The sequence below is a fragment of the Pseudomonas oryzae genome, from assembly GCF_900104805.1.
Taxonomy (GTDB): Bacteria; Pseudomonadota; Gammaproteobacteria; order Pseudomonadales; family Pseudomonadaceae; genus Geopseudomonas; species Geopseudomonas oryzae.
On the sequence record NZ_LT629751.1, the window covers coordinates 1,912,176 to 1,930,649 of the forward strand.

11 protein-coding genes are annotated in these 18,474 nt (G+C 70.3%); 4 read left to right on the forward strand and 7 right to left on the reverse strand.

Features of this window, described 5'->3' with window-relative positions; genetic code table 11:
* Positions 1-7 precede the first annotated feature (7 nt).
* Both BLT78_RS08535 and BLT78_RS08540 read left to right on the forward strand, forming a co-directional pair.
* Positions 8-1,231, forward strand: coding sequence for an exonuclease SbcCD subunit D C-terminal domain-containing protein (locus tag BLT78_RS08535; protein WP_090348565.1), 1,224 nt, complete (start codon positions 8-10; stop codon positions 1,229-1,231).
* Positions 1,228-4,863 carry an AAA family ATPase gene (locus BLT78_RS08540; RefSeq protein ID WP_090348566.1) on the forward strand — a complete coding sequence of 1,212 codons (3,636 nt, stop codon included), beginning with the start codon at positions 1,228-1,230 and terminating at the stop codon, positions 4,861-4,863. The genes BLT78_RS08535 and BLT78_RS08540 overlap by 4 nt, the downstream gene beginning before the upstream one ends.
* Positions 4,864-5,114: 251 nt before the next feature.
* Here BLT78_RS08540 and BLT78_RS08545 read toward each other — a convergent pair whose 3' ends face one another.
* The 5 genes from BLT78_RS08545 to BLT78_RS08565 form a co-directional block, all read right to left on the reverse strand.
* Positions 5,115-5,336, reverse strand: a complete 222-nt coding sequence (locus tag BLT78_RS08545) for a formate dehydrogenase subunit delta (RefSeq protein ID WP_090348567.1) — start codon at positions 5,334-5,336, stop codon at positions 5,115-5,117.
* The gene (gene fdhF, locus BLT78_RS08550) at positions 5,333-8,206 is read right to left on the reverse strand and encodes a formate dehydrogenase subunit alpha (RefSeq protein ID WP_090348568.1); all 2,874 of its coding nucleotides are present in this window, start codon (positions 8,204-8,206) and stop codon (positions 5,333-5,335) included. The genes BLT78_RS08545 and fdhF overlap by 4 nt, the downstream gene beginning before the upstream one ends.
* The gene (locus tag BLT78_RS08555; RefSeq protein ID WP_090348569.1) at positions 8,203-9,762 is read right to left on the reverse strand and encodes a formate dehydrogenase beta subunit; all 1,560 of its coding nucleotides are present in this window, start codon (positions 9,760-9,762) and stop codon (positions 8,203-8,205) included. The genes fdhF and BLT78_RS08555 overlap by 4 nt, the downstream gene beginning before the upstream one ends.
* The gene (locus BLT78_RS08560) at positions 9,756-10,238 is read right to left on the reverse strand and encodes a formate dehydrogenase subunit gamma (RefSeq protein WP_090348570.1); all 483 of its coding nucleotides are present in this window, start codon (positions 10,236-10,238) and stop codon (positions 9,756-9,758) included. The genes BLT78_RS08555 and BLT78_RS08560 overlap by 7 nt, the downstream gene beginning before the upstream one ends.
* A 339-nt stretch (positions 10,239-10,577) precedes the next feature.
* Entirely contained in the window at positions 10,578-15,428 is a 4,851-nt protein-coding gene (locus tag BLT78_RS08565; protein ID WP_090348571.1) for a DUF4011 domain-containing protein, read from the reverse strand.
* 284 nt (positions 15,429-15,712) lie between these two features.
* On the opposite strand from BLT78_RS08565, the gene BLT78_RS08570 reads away from it, so the two are divergent.
* Positions 15,713-16,630, forward strand: coding sequence for a LysR family transcriptional regulator (locus BLT78_RS08570; protein WP_090348572.1), 918 nt, complete (start codon positions 15,713-15,715; stop codon positions 16,628-16,630).
* A gap of 146 nt (positions 16,631-16,776) precedes the next feature.
* Here the strand turns inward: BLT78_RS08570 and BLT78_RS08575 are convergent, their stop codons facing one another.
* Entirely contained in the window at positions 16,777-17,190 is a 414-nt protein-coding gene (locus BLT78_RS08575) for a hypothetical protein (RefSeq protein ID WP_157719515.1), read from the reverse strand.
* Between the two features lie 192 nt (positions 17,191-17,382).
* Positions 17,383-17,874 (reverse strand): hypothetical protein, encoded by a 492-nt coding sequence (locus BLT78_RS08580; RefSeq protein WP_090348574.1) that lies wholly within the window; start codon positions 17,872-17,874, stop codon positions 17,383-17,385.
* A gap of 201 nt (positions 17,875-18,075) precedes the next feature.
* On the opposite strand from BLT78_RS08580, the gene BLT78_RS08585 reads away from it, so the two are divergent.
* On the forward strand, positions 18,076-18,471 hold the full coding sequence (locus BLT78_RS08585) for a DUF6306 domain-containing protein (protein ID WP_090348575.1): 396 nt from the start codon (positions 18,076-18,078) through the stop codon (positions 18,469-18,471).
* The last annotated feature ends 3 nt before the right edge of the window (positions 18,472-18,474 follow it).

The following is an 18,474-nucleotide window of genomic DNA, read 5'->3' on the forward strand; positions in this document are numbered from 1 at the left end:
ACCAACCATGCGCCTGATCCACACTTCCGACTGGCACCTGGGGCAGACCCTGCACGGCCAGGACCGCGACTACGAGCACGCCGCCTTCCTGACCTGGCTGCTCGACATCCTGGTGGAGCAGCGGGCCGACGCCCTGCTGATCGCCGGTGACATCTTCGACACCGTCAACCCGCCGCTGAAAGCCCAGGAGCGCCTGTACGACTTCATCGTCAGCGCCCATCAGCGCCTGCCGCAGCTGGACATCGTGATGATCGCCGGCAACCACGACTCCGGCGGACGGATCGAGCTGCCGGCGCCGTTGATGCGCCGCCTCAACGCCCACGCCCTCGGCCGCGTCGAGTGGCTGGACGAGGACGCGCTGGACAGCGACCGCCTGCTGCTGCCGCTCCATCGCGAGAACGGCGAGATCGGCGCCTGGTGCCTGGCGCTGCCGTTCCTGCGCCCGGCCGAGGTCACCGGCGGCGCGGTGGGCGACGACTACCTGGCCGGCATCGAGCGGGTGCACCGCGAGCTGATCGCCGCCGCCGAGAGGCGGCGCGCGCCGCAGCAGGCGCTGGTGGCGGTGAGCCACGCGCACATGGCCGGGGCGGCGGTATCCGAGGATTCCGAGCGCAACATCGTCATCGGCAACGCCGAGGCGCTGCCGGCCAGCCTGTTTCCCGAGGCGGTGGCCTACGTCGCCCTCGGCCACCTGCACAAGCCGCAGCAGGTCGCAGGTCAACCACGCATCCGCTACAGCGGCGCGCCGCTGCCGCTGTCGTTCGCCGAGGTCAACTACCCGCACCAGGTGCTGCGCATCGAGCTGGACGGCGCGGGTCTAGGCAGCGTCGAGCCTCTGCGCGTGCCGCGCGCGGTGGAGATGCTGCGCGTCGGCCCGGCGAGCCTCGCCTCGGTGCTGGAACAGCTCGCTGCCCTGCCCGCTTCCGATGTGCCGCGCGAACGCCAGCCCTGGCTGGAGGTGCGCGTGCAGCTGGAGCAGCCGCAGCCCGACCTGCGCCAGCAGATCGAAGCGGCGCTGGACGGCAAGGGCTGCCGGCTGGTGCGCATCGCCAGCGAATACCTTGGCCGCGGCGAGGAAGCCGCCCCGCTGGTCGGCCTCGACCAGCTCGACCCGCAGGAGCTGTTCCGCCGCAGCTGGCAGGCCGAATACGGCAGCGAGGCCGACGCCCAGGTGCTGGAGGATTTCCTGACCCTGCTGCAGACCGTGGAACTCGAAGGAGAGCCGGCATGAAGATCCTCGCCATCCGCCTGAAGAACCTCGCCTCGCTGGCCGGCGAGCAGCAGGTCGACTTCACCAGCGAGCCGCTGGCCAGCGCCGGGCTGTTCGCCATCACAGGGCCGACCGGCGCCGGCAAGAGCACCCTGCTCGACGCCCTGTGCCTGGCGCTGTTCGGCGAGACGCCGCGCCTGCAGCACGCCCGGGCCGCCCTCAAGGTGCCGGACGGCAGCGACAACGAGGCGCTCGGCAGCGACGACGGGCGCAACCTGCTGCGCCGCGGCGCCAGCGGCGGCTTTGCCGAGGTCGATTTCGTCGGCGTCGACGGCAAGCGCTACCGCGCGCGCTGGGAAGTGCGCCGCGCCCGCGACAAGGCCAGCGGCAAGCTGCAGAACAGCCAGCAGAGCCTGCGCGACCTGGACGGCGACCAGCTGCTGGCCACCGCCAAGCGCGAGTTCGCCGAGCAGATGGAGCAGCGCCTGGGCCTCAACCTGCAGCAGTTCACCCGCGCCGTGCTGCTGGCGCAGAGCGAGTTCAGCGCCTTCCTCAAGGCCGACGACAACCAGCGCGGCGAACTGCTGGAGAAGCTCACCGACACCGGCGTGTACAGCCGCATCGGCAAGGCCGCCTACGCCGCCGCCAAGCGCGCCCGCGAAGCGCTGGAAGTGCTGGAGCGCGAGGCCGGCGGTATCCGCCCGCTGGCCGTGGACGAACGCACGGCGCTGGAGCAGCAGCACGCTGAGGCCGCGAGCCGGCTCAAGGCCGAGCAGGCCGCCCTGCAGCATCTGCAGCAGCAGCGCCAGTGGCTGGTCGAGCGCGAGCGCCTGCAGGCCGAGCAGCAGGCCGCGCAGGGCCAGCTCGACGCCGCCCGCACCGCGCAGGAAAACCTCGCCGGCGAACGCCAGACCCTCGCCCTGCTCGAACAGCTCGCCCCCGAACGGCACCGCTTCGCCCGCCAGGCCGAGCTGGGACCGCTGCTGGCCGGGCTGGACAGCGACCTGCAGCGCCATGGCGAGCAACAGCAGGCGCTGCAGCAGCGCCTGGGCCAACTGGAGACGGCCGCCAGCGCCAGCCACGCGCAGGCGCAGGCCGCCGAGCAGGCCCGCCAGCAGGCCGCGCCGCTGCTCGCCCAGGCGCATACCGAAGAACAGCGCCTGAGCGAACTGCAGCAGGAACTGGCCCGAGCCCGGCAGGCCGAGCAGCAGGCGCACGGCGAAGCCACCGAGGGCGAACGGCAGCTGACCGAATTGCAGGCTCGCCAGCACGCGCTGGCCAGCCAACAGACCGCGCTGGCCGGGCGCCTGCAGCACAGCGCCGCCCTGCACGCTCTGTGCGCCGCCTGGGACGGCCATCGCCCGCGCCTGCAGCAGGCCGTGCAGCTGGCCAACCGTCTGCAGCAGGGCCGTGGCGAGCTGCCGGCGCTGGAGCAGGCGGCCCACGACGCGCAGGAACTCCGCGCCGCCGCACAGCGGCAGCTCGCCGAACTGCAGCAGCGACTGGGCGGCGACAGCCCCGCCGAGCAGCTCGAGCGCCTGCAGCCACAGCTCGACGCCTGGCGCCCGCGCCTGCACAGCCTCGACCAGACACAACGCCACTGGCAACGCCGCGAGGAACTGGCCAGCGGCCTGGCCGCCGTGCAGGCGCACAGCGCCAAATGCCAGGCCGAGCGCGAGCGGTGCGTGGCCAACGGCAAGGCGGTCGCCACCCAGCTGCAGGGCGCCGAGCAGGCGCTCAAGCTCACCCTCGAACTGCTGGAGCGTCAGCGCCTGGCGCGCAGCGCCAGCGTCGAGGCACTGCGCGCGCAGCTGCAGGACGGCGAGCCCTGCCCGGTGTGCGGCAGCGCCGAGCATCCCTGGCACCACGGCGATGCGCTGCTCGCCGCCCTCGCCAGCCAGGACGAGGCCGAAGCCACGCGGGCTGGCCAGCAGGTCGACGAACTCAAGGAGCAGCGCGCCGGGCTGGCCGCCGAATACAAGGCGCTGGAGCGCCAGCTGGGCGAAGCGGAGCAGGAACGGGCGCGCATCGGCGCCGAGCTCGAGCGCCTGGACGCCATGCTCGCCAGCCAGACCGAACTGCTGGCCCAGCCGGTCGCGCAGCGCAGCGCCTGGCTGAGCGGGCAACTGGCCGAGCTGCGCCAGTCCATCCAGCAGGCCGAGCAGCACCAGGGCGAACTGCTGGCCCAGCAGCGGCGCAGCGAACAGCTGCAGGAGCAGCTACGGGCGACCGAGAAGGCCGACGAGACGGCGCGCCAGCAACTTGAGCAGCAGCGCCAGCAACTGGCCGACGACCAGCAGCGCCTGGACGCCGAACTGCAGGCCTTCGCCGCCCTGCTGCCCGGCGACTGGCTGAGCCGCTGGCAGGAGGAGCCGGCGCGCACCTTCATGGAGCTGGATCGCCAGGTCGCCGAGCGCCTGCAGCAGCTGGACGAGCAGCGCGAACTGAGCGAGGAGCACCAGCAGCGGCAGACTGTGCTGGAGCAGGAGCGCCTACGTCAGGACCAGCGCCAGCAGCAGCTGCAGGCCACTGGCGAGCGCCTCGCCGAACTGCAGACCCGCCGCCAGCAGGCCGAGGCCAACCTCCTCCAGTGCCTGGGCGAGCAGCCCAGCGCCACCGCCTGGCAACACCAACTGGAGCAGGCGGAAAGCCAGGCCCGCGCCACCGCCAACGCCGCCGGCGAGGCGCTGCAGCAGGCCCGCCAGCAGCAGATCCGCCTCGCCGGCGAGGAACACAACCTGCGCCAGCGCCAGCAGGCGCTGCACACCGAGCAGACCGAACTGGCGCGCGAACTGGCCGCCTGGCGCGCCGGCCATCCGCAGCTGGACGACGCCAGCCTGGCCGCCCTGCTGGCCCGCCCGGCCGGCGATCTTGCCCTGCTGCGCGCGCAGCTCAAGGCCGCCGAGGACGCCGTCACCCAGGGCCGGGTGCGCCTGGACGAACGCAGCCAGCAACTGGCCGCGCACCTGGCCAAGGTAAGCGAAGCGCCCGAGCCGGCTGTACTGGAGCAGGCGCTGGACCAGCAGCACCAGCGCTGCGAGCAGGCCGAGCAGCAGGCCACCGACCTGCGCGCCTCGCTGGTCGAGGACGACCGCCGCCGCCAGCAGAGCCGCGAGCTGCTCGAACGCATCGCCGCCGCGCAGGCCGAACACCTGCGCTGGGGCCGCATCAGCGCGCTGATCGGATCGGCCGACGGCGCCACCTTCCGCAAGATCGCCCAGGGCTACAACCTCGACCTGCTGGTGCAGCACGCCAACCTGCAGCTGCGCCAGCTGGCCCGGCGCTACCGCCTGCAGCGCGGCGGCAGCGCGCTGGGCCTCTTGGTGCTGGATACCGAGATGGGCGACGAGCTGCGCTCGGTGCACTCGCTGTCCGGCGGCGAGACCTTCCTGGTCTCGCTGGCGCTGGCGCTGGGCCTGGCGTCGATGGCGTCGAGCAAGCTGCGCATCGAGTCGCTGTTCATCGACGAGGGCTTCGGCAGCCTCGACCCCGAGTCGCTGCAGCTGGCCATGGACGCGCTGGACAACCTGCAGGCGCAGGGGCGCAAGGTGGCGGTGATCTCCCACGTGCAGGAGATGCACGAGCGCATCCCGGTGCAGATCCGCGTGCAGCGCCAAGGCAACGGGGCGAGCACGCTACGCGTGGTCTCGTAGCGCCAAGGGCAGGAAGGTAGGATGGGAAACTGCCGCAGGCATTTCCCACCATGCGCGTCCGACGGTTGTGGAAATCGCTGCGCAAGTTTTCCACGGGGTAGCCATCCACCTCGTGGTTCTGCTGTAGGGGCGAATGAATTCGCCTCTACCAAGAGCCCCTGGCCTCCATGCCCGGGCCATGGCCCGCGAGAAAGCCGCCACCGCGCTCCCGCCTGGGCGGGAGCGACGGGGCACGGCCTCTGCCGGGCGCCCTAGACCTTCGCCCCCGCCCCCGTCAGCGCCGCCTGCACCAGCGGGTGCAGGTCGGCGCCGTGGTGTTCCTCCTGCCAGACCGTCAGCTCGCGGCGCATCGCCGGGGTCCAGAAGCTCTGCAGGTGCTGGCGCACGCCCTGCACGGCCAGGTCCTTGTCCGGTTCGCTGGCGAAGTACTGGGCGATCTGGTTGGCCATCTTGATCAGGTTGTCGGTGCTCATCGGCGTCCCTCCGCTTTCTCGGCGCGGCGGCGTTCCTGCAACAGGCGCCGCTGTTCGTCACTGAACTCCTGGTAGCGCTTCTGCCACTCGGAAGGCTGGTAGACCCGCGTGACTTCCACCGCCGTGACCTTGTATTCCGGGCAGTTGGTGGCCCAGTCGGAGTTGTCGGTGGTGATCACGTTGGCTCCCGATTCGGGGAAGTGGAAGGTGGTGTACACCACCCCCGGCGCCACCCGCTCGGAAACCTTGGCGCGCAGCACCGTCTGCCCGGCGCGGCTGCCCACGCCGACCCAGTCGCCGTCGTGGATGCCGCGGCTCTCGGCGTCGCTGGGGTGGATCTCCAGGCGGTCCTCCTCGTGCCAGGCGACGTTGTCGGTGCGCCGGGTCTGCGCGCCGACGTTGTACTGGCTGAGGATGCGCCCGGTGGTCAGCAGCAGCGGGTAGCGGCTGTTGACCTTCTCCTCGGTAGGCACGTAGCCGGTAAGCATGAAGCGCCCCTTGCCGCGCACGAACTCCTCGATGTGCATGGTCGGCGTGCCATCCGGCGCGGCGTCGTTGCACGGCCACTGCAGGCTGCCATGGCGATCGAGTTCGGTGTAGCTGACCCGGGTGAAGGTGGGGGTCAAGCGCGCGATCTCGTCCATGATCTCCGACGGATGCCGGTAGTCCATCTTGTAGCCCAGGGCATTGGCCAGCAGCTGGGTAGCTTCCCAGTCGGCCAAGCCACCCAGCGGATCCATCACCTTGCGCACGCGCGAGATGCGTCGCTCGGCGTTGGTGAAGGTGCCGTCCTTCTCCAGGAACGAGCTGCCCGGCAGGAACACGTGGGCGAACTTGGCGGTTTCGTTTAGGAAGATGTCCTGCACCACCACGCATTCCATGGCAGACAGCGCCGCTGTGACGTGCTGGGTGTTGGGATCGCTCTGGGCGATGTCCTCGCCGTGGCAGTAGAGGCCCTTGAAGGTGCCGCCCAGGGCCGCCTCGAACATGTTGGGGATGCGCAGGCCCGGATCGGGTTGCAGGGTCACGCCCCAGGCCTGCTCGAACTGGTCACGCACGGCGTCGTTGGAGACGTGGCGGTAGCCCGGCAGCTCGTGGGGGAAGGAGCCCATGTCGCAGGAGCCCTGGACGTTGTTCTGGCCGCGCAGCGGGTTCACCCCGACGCCCTCGCGGCCGATGTTGCCGGTGGCCATGGCGAGGTTGGCGATGCCCATCACCGCGGTACTGCCCTGGCTGTGCTCGGTGACGCCCAGGCCGTAGTAGATCGCCGCGTTGCCGCCGGTGGCGTACAGCCGGGCGGCCTCGCGGATCTGCTCGGCGGGCACGCCGCACACCGGGCCGAGGGCCTCCGGCGAGTTCTCCGGCAGGCTGACGAAGTCGCGCCAGTGGGCGAAGGCTGCCGCTTCGCAGCGCTCCTCGACGAAGCGCTGGTCGACCAGTTCTTCGCTGACGATGACGTGGGCCAGGGCGTTGAGCATGGCCACGTTGGTGCCCGGACGCAGCTGCAGGTGCAGCTCGGCGCGGGCGTGGGGCGAATCCACCAGGTCGATGCGCCGCGGATCGATGACGATCAGCCGCGCGCCCTGCCGCAGGCGCTTCTTGAGCAGGGAACCGAACACCGGGTGGGCGTCGGTGGGGTTGGCGCCGATCACCAGGATGACGTCGGCCTGCAGCACCGAGTCGAAGCTCTGGGTGCCGGCGGACTCGCCGAGGGTCTGCTTGAGGCCGTAGCCGGTGGGCGAGTGGCAGACGCGGGCGCAGGTATCGACGTTGTTGTTGCCGAAGCCGGCGCGGATCAGCTTCTGCACCAGGTAGGTTTCTTCGTTGGTGCAGCGGCTGGAGGTGATGCCGCCGATGGAGTCGCGCCCGTACTTGAGCTGGATGCGGCGGAACTCGCCGGCCGCATAGTTGACCGCTTCTTCCCAGCTGACTTCCTGCCAGGGGTCGTCGATGCTCTTGCGGATCATCGGCTTGGTGATGCGGTCGGGGTGAGTGGCATAGCCCCAGGCGAAGCGGCCCTTGACGCAGGCGTGGCCGTGGTTGGCCTGGCCGTTCTTGTCCGGGACCATGCGTACCAGTTGCTCGCCCTTCATCTCGGCGCGCAACGAGCAGCCCACGCCGCAGTAGGCGCAGGTGGTGACCACGCTGCGCTCGGCCTGACCGATCGCCACCACGCTCTTTTCCATCAGCGTCGCGGTCGGGCAGGCCTCCACGCAGGCGCCGCAGGACACGCACTCGGAGTCGAGGAAGTCCTCGCCGCCGGCCGCCTTCACCCGCGAGTCGAAGCCGCGACCTTCGATGGTCAGGGCGAAGGTGCCCTGGATTTCCTCGCAGGCGCGCACGCAGCGGCTGCAGACGATGCACTTGCTCGGGTCGTACTCGAAATACGGGTTGGAGACGTCCTTGGCCTCGTCCAGGTGGTTGGCGCCCTCGTAGCCGTAGCGCACCTCGCGCAGGCCCACCTGGCCGGCCACGGTCTGCAGTTCGCAGTTGCCGTTGGCCGGACAGGTCAGGCAGTCCAACGGGTGGTCGGAGATGTACAGCTCCATCACGTTGCGGCGCAGGCCGGCCAGTTTCGGCGTCTGGGTGCGCACTACCATGCCTTCAGCCACCGGCGTGGTGCAGGAGGCCGGGTAGCCGCGCATGCCCTCGATTTCCACCACGCACATCCGACAGGAGCCGAAGGCCTCCAGGCTGTCGGTGGCGCACAGTTTGGGAATGCTGGTACCGAGCAGCGCCGCGGCGCGCATCACCGAGGTGCCGGCGGGCACGCTGATTTCGCGGCCGTCGATGCTCAGGCTGACCTGCACCTCGCTGTCGCGGGCGGGGGTGCCGAGATCGTCGGTGGCGGGGTCGAAGATGTTGATCATTGGTCGGCCTCCGGGGTCTGCAGACCGAAGTCGGCGGGGAAGTGCTTGAGGGCGCTGGTCACCGGGTAGGCGGTCATGCCGCCCATGGCGCAGAGCGAGCCGTAGGTCATGGTGTCGCAGAGGTCTTTGAGCAATTCGGCCTGCTCCTCGCGGGCGGTGATGTCGGTGGCGGCGATCAGCCGCTCCACCACTTCCACGCCACGGGTCGAGCCGATCCGGCACGGCGTGCACTTGCCGCAGGATTCCTCGGCGCAGAACTGCATGGCGAAACGCGCCATCTGCGCCATGTTCAGGGTGTCGTCGGCCACCACCACCCCACCGTGGCCGAGCATCGCACCCATCGCGGCGAAGGCCTCGTAGTCCAGCGGGGTGTCGAACTGCGCTGGCGGCACCCAGGCGCCCAGCGGGCCGCCGACCTGCGCGGCCTTCAGCGGTCGGCCGCTGGCGGTGCCGCCGCCGTAGCCTTCCACCAGCTCACGCAGGGTCAGGCCGAAGGCGCGCTCCACCAGGCCGCCATGACGGATGTTGCCGGCCAGCTGGAAGGGCATGGTGCCGAGCGAGCGGCCCATGCCGAAGTCGCGGTAGAACTGCGCGCCGCGGGCAAGGATCACCGGCACCGAGGTCAGGGTGAGCACGTTGTGCACCAGGGTCGGCTGGCCGAACAGGCCCTGCAGCGCCGGCAGCGGCGGCTTGGCGCGCACCAGGCCGCGCTTGCCTTCCAGCGAATCGAGCAGCGCGGTTTCCTCGCCGCAGATGTAGGCGCCGGCGCCGACGCGCACCTCGAGGTCGAAGGCGCGGCCGCTGCCGGCCACGTCGGCGCCGAGATAGCCGGCGTCACGGGCGATGTCGATGGCCGCGCGCAGGGTTGCCACCGCCTGCGGGTATTCGGAGCGCACGTAGATGTAGCCGAGGGTCGCGCCGACGGCGAGGCCGGCGATGGTCATGCCCTCGATCAGCAGGAAGGGGTCGCCCTCCATCTGCATGCGGTCGGCGAAGGTGCCGGAGTCGCCTTCATCGGCATTGCACACCACGTACTTCTGAGAAGCGGTGGCTCCGCGCACGGTGCGCCACTTGATGCCGGCCGGGAAGGCCGCACCACCGCGGCCGCGCAGGCCGGAATCGAGCACGGCGGCGACGATGTCATCGCCGTCCAGGGCGATGGCGTTGGTCAGCCCTTCGAAGCCGCCATGGGCACGGTAGTCGTCCAGGGACAGCGGGCGGGTGATGCCGGCGCGGGCGAACAGCAGGCGCTGCTGGCTCTTCAGGTAGGGAATCTCCTCCACCGGCCCCAGGGCCAGCGGATGGGCGCTGGCGTCGCCTTGCAGGGCATCGAGCAGGGACGGCACGTCTTCCGGGGTGACCGGGCCGAAACCCAGGCGGCCGGCAGGGCTGTCCAGCTCGACCAGCGGCTCCAGCCAGAACAGGCCGCGCGAGCTGGTGCGCTGGATGTCCAGCGGCAGATTGCGGCGCGCAGCTTCGCGAGCCAGGGCGTCGGCCACGTCGTCGGCGCCGACCGCGCGGGCGACGGAATCACAGGGGATGCACAGCTTCAGCATGACTCGTCCTCCAGGCAGCCCTCGACCAGCGCACGCAGGCGCTCGGGGGTGAGCCGCGCGTGCACGCGGCCATCCAGTTCCAGGGCCGGCGAGCAGGCGCAGGCGCCCAGGCAGTAGACCGGGCGCAGGTCGATCGCCCCGTCGGCGCTGGTGCCGTGGTCGTCCACCTGCAGCTGCTCGCGCAGCTGCGCGGCCAGGGCCTCGGCGCCCCGGCTCTGGCAGGACTCGGCGCGGCACAGGCGCAGGGTGTGGCGCGCCGGCGGCGTGGTGCGGAAGTCGTGGTAGAAGCTGATCACCCCGCGCACCTCGGCCTGGCTGAGGTTGAGTGCATGGGCGATTTCGGGAATGGCGACGTCGGGGACGTACCCGGCGCCGTCCTGGATGGCATGGAGGATCGGCAGAAGGGCTCCGGGAGAATCCTTCTCGCGCTCCAGCACGCGGTGAATCAGAGGCAGGTGAAGCGTCTCATCAGGCATACAGCGTACCTCGGCATCACGAACGAGGCTGCCGCCTACCGGCAGCTGTCCGGAAATCTTCGCTGCGGCGAACCCATCTTGTCACGCATGCGTGATCGTGCTGGTCGCCGCCCTTGCGCTCCGGGCGAGCGTCTGCGCGCACCTGGTCCGGAACATTCGCAAAGCTTGCCATCCCCGCCGCCAGGACATTGCACCTGAGCGACATTGTGCATCCTGAATCCGACCGGAGTGGCAGGGCCATCACAGAAAGCCAATTTCCCGGCCTGTAGGGGCGAATTCATTCGACGACGCGGCCCGGCCGGGCGAATGAATTCGCCCCTACAGGAGGTCTCCTTCGACCTACCCCTGAGCCTTGGCCCGGCGCCGCTCCAGTAGCTTGCGCAACTGCTGGTCGAGCTTGTCGAGGGTGCCGGCGGGGTCGAGCCAGTAGTCGGTGGACCACAGGCGGACGATCTCCCAGCCAAGGCCGCGCAGCACGCTCTCGCGGATCTTGTCGCGGTCGCGCGCGGTGGCCGAGCGGTGGTAGGTGGCGCCGTCGCACTCGATGCCGGCGAGATAGCGGCCCGGCGCGTCGGGATCGACCACGCCCAGATCGATGCGAAAGCGCGACACGCCGACCTGCGGGTGCAGCGTCCAGCCCTTCTCGGCCAGGGCGCGCGCCACCGCCTCCTCGAATGGCGAGTCGAAGCCGCCCACCGAGCCGTGCACCGCCTCGTCCAGCGCCCGCGCGCCGCGCTCGGCGAATTCGAGGAAGTGCTTGAGGTCCTTCACCCCCTCGGCGGCGCTGCGCGACAGGTCGATCTGCTCCGGGCGCAGGCTGGTGAACACCTTGAGCTCGCTGCGCGCGCGGGTGATCGCCACGTTGAGGCGCCGCTCGCCGCCGCTCTTGTTCAGCGGGCCGAAGTTCATGCTGACCAGACCGAGGCTGTCCGGGCCGAAGGTGGTGCTGAACAGGATGACGTCGCGCTCGTCGCCCTGCACCGATTCGAGGTTCTTGACGAACACCGGCTCGATCAGCGCCTCGTCGAAGTGGCGATCCAGCGCCGGGTTGGCCCGCCGCGCGGCGTCGAGCAGGTCGAGGATCAGGGTCTGCTGCTTCTGGTTGAAGGTGACCACGCCGAGGGTCAGCGCGCCCGGCTCGACGTCCTGCAGGCGCTGCTCGATCTCCGCCACCACCGCGTCGGCCTCGGCGCGGTTGGTCTGGCTGCCGCCGCGGTCGTAGCTGCCGGCGACGTACTGCAGGTTGACCGCGCGGTCCTCGGTGGCCGGCGACGGGAAGGTGATCAGCCCGCCCTTGTAGTAGCGGTGGTTGGAGAAGGCGATCAGGCTCTCGTGGCGCGAGCGGTAGTGCCAGGACAGGCCCATGGTCGGCAGGTTGGCGCCGAGCAGTTCGTCGAGGATGCTTTCCAGATCCTCGTCGTCGCTGCCCTCCTCCTCGCCGGCCTGCGCCGCGCTGAAGAAGCTGGTCGGCGGCAGCTGTTTCGGATCGCCGACCACCACGGTCTGCCGGCCACGGGCGATGGCGCCGATGGCGTCCCACACGGTGATCTGCGAGGCCTCGTCGAAGATCACCAGGTCGAAGGCCTGGCCGGCCGGCAGGTACTGGGCGATGGACAGCGGCGACATCAACAGGCATGGGGTCAGCGCACCGATGGCGCTGGGCGCCTCGGCGAGCAGCTGGCGCAGCGGCTTGTGGCGGGTCTTCTTCTCCAGCTCGCGGCGGACGATGCCGAACTCGCTGGACTTCTGCGCGTCCTCGCGGTCGACCAGACCCTGGCGGATGCGCATGCGGATGCATTGCGCGGTGATCTCCCGTACGCGGTCGTCGAGGGCGCGGAAGCTGGCGATCTTGCGCTCGTGCTCGACCGCGACGAAGTTGCGCAGCGCCGGGGTGGCGTCGATCTTCTGCACCAGCCACCAGCGCGCATAGTTGACCTCCAGGGCGCGCTGCGCCTGGCCGGCCGCCACGCGGCCCTGTTCGAGGGCCTCGACCAGCGGCAGCAGGCCGAGCGCCAGCGCCTCGCCGCGCACGCGCAGCCAGGCGCACCAGGCGTGCAGGCGGCCGTGGCCGGCCTGCAGGCGGGCGGTCAGCTCCAGCAGGCTGTCCAGGCCGGCGAGGCCGGGGCTGTACAGCTCGTCGACGCTGCGCCCGGCCAGGCCGGCGAACGCCTCCAGCGCCTCGGCGAAGTTATCCTGCAGTTCGATATAGCGGCTGCACAGGCGGCCGACCGGCGCGTCGGCGGCGAGCAGCTCGTTGGCGTCGACCACCAGCAGGCGCAGGCCGCTGCGCAGCGCGGCGAGCTGTTCGGGGTCGGTGGCCAGCGCGGCAAGCAGCTGGCGCAGGCGCCAGGCGGTGTCGGCCAGCGCGCGCAGCTGCTGCGGGTCGGAGTCCAGCCCGCGCCAGCCGGGCAGGCCGTCGAGGCGGGCGAGCAGCGGCTGCAGCTCGGCGTGCACCGCCTGCAGCTCCTGCAGGTGCGGCAGGTCGGCGGCCACTTGCACGGCCTCGCTGACGCCGGCCTGCTCGTGCAGCCAGCCGTGGAACTGGCGCAATTTGAGAATCTTCAGCGGCCACCAGCAGTCGCTGGCCTCGCGCCAGCGCCGCTGCAGCGCGGCCAGATCGAGCGCCAGCAGGCGCTCGCGCGGCCAGGGCGTCGACAGCTCGTCCTCGGCGGCGGCGAAGCGTTCGAGCAGGCCGACCGCGCGGTTGAGCGCGTCGAGACGCTCCAGCACGTCGGCCTGGAAAGCGAAGCCCAGCGGCTTGCCGATGGTCTGCGGCAGCAGGTCGAGCAACTGGCCGAGCGCGGCGAGCTGGCCGCGACCGTTGAGCGGGCGGATCAGGCCGAGGCGCTGGCTCAGCTCGATGAGCGCATCGCGCAGGGTACGCGCGCGCGCCGCCAGGGTCTCGGCCTGCTGCTGCAGATCCTGCTGCCAGGCCAGGCTCCACTCCTCCTGCTGCACGAAGGCCAGCGAATGCCCGGCGATATCGCCCAGCTCGGCGGCGTTGAGGTCGATGCGCTCGGCCACCGCCAAGAGCTGCTCGCGCGCCGCGGCGTCGTGCTGGTCGGCGCTGGCCCAGCGCAGGCGCACCTCGGGAACCTGCGCACCGGCCACCGCGGTGGCCAGTGCCTGGCGGATGCTCAGGCCGTTGCGGCGCGGCTCGTGCAGGGCTTTGACCAGCTGGTTGAGTTCGTCGCGCAGCAGGCGCAGGCGCTGGGTCTCGCGCTCCCACTCGCCCGGACCCAGCTCGGCGCCGGCCTGCCAGGCCGCGCCGAGCTGGCGGATCACGTCCTGCTTGCGCGCCTTGTTGGAGTGCAGCTCCAGGCAGAACTCGCCGAGGCCGTGCTCGCGCAGGCGGCGATAGACCACCTCCAGCGCCGCGGCCTTCTCGGCGACGAACAGCACGCTGCGGCCCAGCGCCAGGTTGTGGGCGATCATGTTGGCGATGGTCTGCGACTTGCCGGTGCCCGGCGGGCCGATCATCACGAAGTTGCGCCCCTCGGCGGCGGCCACCACCGCGGCGAGCTGCGAGGAGTCGGCGGACAGCGGGGCGAACAGCTGCTCGGGGCTGAGGCGGCGGTCCAGCTCGCCCGGCGCGACGAACTCGCCGCTCTGCGCGAACGGCTCGCGCGGGGTATCGAGCAGATGGCGCACCACCGGGTTGTCCTTGAGCTGCTCGACGCGGTCGACCAGGTCCTTCCACATCAGGTACTTGGCGAAGGAGAAGGTACTCAGCAGCACCTCGTCGAGCACCTCGAAACCGTCCAGTTCGAGCACTTCGCGACGCAGGCGGGTGAGGATGCCGGCGATGTCCAGGCCGCGTTCGTCGGTCGGCAGCAGGGCGTCGAAGCCCTGGATGTCGAGGGCGAAGTCCTGGCGCAGCATCTCCAAGAGGGTGGTGTTGAAGCGCGGCTCGTCGTCGCCGAGGCCGAGGCGGATGCCGGCGTTGATCGACTTGCGGGTCAGGCTCACCGGCACCAGGATCAGCGGCGCGCGGTAGCTGCGTTCCGCCTCGCCGGGACGCCGCCAGCGCAGCATGCCGATGGCGAGGAACAGGGTGTTGGCGCCGCCCTCCTCCAGGTCGGTGCGCGCCTTGCGGTACAGCTCGACCAGGGTGGCGTCGAGCCTGTCGGCCTCCAGCGGCGCGAACAGCCGGCCCCTGGCCAGCGCGGCGAGCGCCGCCTGCGCCTGGCCGGCGGCCTCCTCGGGATTGGTGGCCTTGGGCAGCGCATCGACGGCGAAGCTCTTGCCGTCGGCCAGCAGGTCCTCCAGCGCCGCCGGATCGGGCGCCAGCAGCGGGATGGCGACCTTGCTGTCGCGCAGGTTGAGCAGCGGATTGCGCAGGGACAGGTCGAGCAGGCGGCGCTGCCACTGCGCCAGGCGTCCGCCGGGGCCAGCGGGCAGCTCGTCGTCCGTCGCGGCCGGTACGGCCAGCTCCGGCGCCTCCAGCACGTGCAGGTCGGCGGCCGCCACTGCGGGCGCATCCAGCGGACGGATCTGCGCGGCGCGCGCCTGGGCCACGTCGAGCACCAGCACGAAGCGCGCGTCGTCGTTCAGGCGCTGCTGGGCGGCGCGGATCGCTTCCTTGAACGGCACGCCCTGGCCGACCAGCCCCGTGTCGAACAGCAGCACCTCCTTCAATTGCACGCGCTTGCGCAGGGCCAGCGCGTCGCTGCTGCAGATGCACGGGAAGCCGCCTTCGGCGTTCAGCCACAGGCCGGCGTAGGCGTGCCGGTCCTCCAGCACGATCAGCGGGTGCAGGCCGAGGCGCTCGAGCAGCGCGGCGGCCAGCAGTGCAACGTCGAGGGCGCTGGCGCTGCGACCGCGGACGATCTGCGCCGGGCTGCGCAGGCGTTGCGCCTCGGCCAGCGGCGCACCCAGCGGCAAACCATCGAGGCGCAGGCCGAGCAGCACGTTCCACAGCGCCGCCGCCTGCAGGCCTAGGCGTGCGCCATCGGCGCCGGCGTAGCCGTGCAGGGCGGCGTCGTGGCCATTGCGCCCGAGCAGCTCGCCGGCCAGTTGCAGCAGCCTGTCGAGCACGCCCTGGTCGGGCCGGCAGAAGGCCGCCAGACGCTCGGGGGCTTCGCGATAGCCGGGCCACGGGTGACGCTCGGAACCGGCGATGTCCGTCGCTCCCGGCGCGGCGTTCTCCGCACGGCGGCTCTGCTCCGAGGGAAGGGCGTGTTCGGACATCCGGGGGTCTCCAGCGATGGGCCGCGCTATAGCGACCCGCTGCTGACGCCATGGCGTCGGCAGCAGTGTTCATGAGGGGGAAAAGGCGCCTGGCGCTGCCAGCCTTTGGCCATGCACCTGTACGTGCGAACAGTATCCGCGGCTGCCCGGCAGGTAAAGGTTTTTCCAGTAAAGTCAGGCAGTTGGACCGCACTGTCGGGGAGAAAGTGCAGAGGCGGCGATGGGCGGGCAGGTTCGCCCGGATTGCGGCACAATCGACGCCACCGCCGCCGCCGAAACCGACCATGCAGATCGACGAAGAACTGACCTTCAAGAAGCTGGAAATCTTCCTGGCCTTCATGCGTAGCGGCAACCTGTCGCGCGCCGCTGCCGAGCTCGACACCAGCACGGTCAGCGTGCACCGCGCCATCCACTCGCTGGAGAGCGCCCTGCGCTGCCCGCTGTTCAAGCGCGAGGGGCGCAAGCTCACCCCGCTGGAGAGCGCCCACGTGCTGGAGGACCGCGCGCAGAAGCTGGTCGCCGACATGCTCGACACCGTGCGCCTGACCCGCGAGGCGGCCGGCTTCTCCGCCGAGCGCTTCAAGCTCGGCGCGCTCTACTCGCTGACGGTGAGGACGGTGCCGCAGCTGATCATGGGCCTCAAGCTGCGGCGCAGCGAGCTGAACATCGACCTTATCCTCGGCTCCAACGTCGACCTGCTGTACAAGCTGAAGAACCTGGAGCTGGACGCCATCCTGGTGTCGCTCAACGACAGCGTGGCCGACCCGGACTGCGAGTCGCTGCCGCTGTTCCGCGACGACATCTTCCTCGCCGTGCCCACCGACTCGCCGTTCGCCAGGCAGGCCGAGGTGGACCTGGCCGATCTCAGCGAGGCCACCTTCATCACCCTGACCCAGGGCTTCGCCACCCACCAGGACGCCCAGCGGGTGTTCCAGCAGGCCGGCTTCGCGCCGAAGGTGGCGATGCAGGTCAACGACATCTTCACCCTGCTCAGCATGGTCAGCTCGGGGGTCGGCTACGCTCTGCTGCCCGGGCGCATCGCCGCGGTGTACGAGAACCGCGTGCGGCTGATCCCGCTGCAGGCGCGCTATCGCCTACAGCAGCAGATCGGCGTGGTGTTCCTCAAGAGCCGCGAGCGCGACCCCAACCTGCTGGCGCTGATCGCCGAATGCCGGATGTATGCCAAGCGGCATGATGGCTGAGGGAGCGATCGTGCGGTGCGCGGATGACGGGTACGCCCGTCCGGACACTTGCCGATGCGTCGCCTACGCAGTGCCGCCCCGGCACTGACGCGGTCGGGGAATCGGCACGGCAAGCCCGGCATCCGCGCCCGGCCCGGCTGCCGATATCAGGAGTAACGCGCAACCACGTCCCTGGGCTCGATCATTTCCCCCGAGTCGACCAGCCTCACCAGGCCACGCACCTTGCTCCAGGGGAAAGAGAGCATTTCGCCACTGCGCGGACACAATCCGTGGAAAGCCCTGTCATCGAGGCGAACGACCCCGAGCACGGTATGGCCAGGCGAGCCATTCGCGCCGTCATAGCTGAACTCGACAATGCAGATGACATCATTCTGCGGCCCCGTCTGTGGCGGGATGGGCGAGGGATCGCGCTTGCGGCCATTCTCATCGAGCCCCTGCTCGGCCATCAGCTCCTTGAGGGTCTTGTCCGGCGCCCAGCGCAGGCCGGTCGAACGTGCCCCTCCGAACCGCCGCTGCCACCAGTTCCGCGCATTGCCCACCAACATCGCCACCCGATTCATGGAAATCGCGCCCCATGCTTCCCTGTCACATAGAGCACGAGCATAGCAGCCAGGCTCGAATCCACCGTTCACAGGCGGAGGGAGGCGGCGACAGTCGTCGGAAAGGCTCCGGCCGAGGGCGCTAACCTGGATGCCGCGCAGCTGGCGGATGAACCCTGCCAGGCATGCAGCAGACGCAGCAGGCCCGCCGCTTCAGACATGAATCACCTTGCCACGATAGACGATGCGCTTGCGTCCCAGCCCATCGACTGCCGTCTGGTTCCCGGCCGGTACGGGAGTCGCCGGCTCACTGGCGTCGACGACCTTCGCGCCGCGGTAACGCAGTGCGTCCACCTCCTCTCGCGGCAGCGCCACGTCGGCAACCTCCTCGCCGACTCTGGCGCCGCGATAATAGCGTTGCGCCGGGCCTTCGCCTGCGCCGACCGGCCTCTCGCCAGGCTCCGCCAGCAGCCCGCGGCCGCTCAACAGCCGCTGCATGCCCGGCGAGACAACCTGCAGGAAATCATCCTTGCGGCGACGAATTTCCGCATCGACACTCGCTTCGGCAGCTTCCAGCAGGCCAACGATTTCATCGACCGCCTTGCGAAAGGCGAAACGCTTGCCGCAATCCAGCTCCACGGCCATCGCCAGCTTGCCAAGGCACAGCCAGGCCGCTTCGGACAAATCCAGATTACCGATATCCATCTCAGGTGCTCCCTCACGTGCCAAATCAGGAATCCCCCGGCATGACCGGCCCGGGGCGCGCAGCGGCGGGAGCAAGAACCGCACCATGGACATGGATGCCTGGCAGGAGCGATGTTCATGCACCCGGCAGAGAGGCATCAGCGCGACTATCGAAGCGGGCAAAAGCCGCTACCATCGAGTAAAACGACCGGAGTCCCGCCCATGTCCGCATCACTCGAAGAACTGCTGCAAACCCTGATCAGCGCCGAGCGCGCGGGGGTTCAGGTGGCCTCGGCCAGCCTGCGCGAATGCACGGGCCCGAGCCTCAAGCCACTACTGGAGCGGATCCTTGCCGGCGAGGGGGAAAGCTGCCGGCGTCTGCTCACCTGCATGAAGCATCTGGACGTGGAACCGAACCGCGAGACGGGGAGCTTTCACGACAAGGCGATGGCGATAGCCGACATGCAACAACGCCTGGCATTCATCGACCGCGGCCAGCAATGGGTGATCCGCAAGCTGCGCGAGCATCTGCCGCAGTGCAGCGACCCGCTGGTGCGCGACGAACTGGAAGCGGTACTGCGCATCCACGAGGAGAACAGCGCAGCCGCGCAGGCCTGAGCC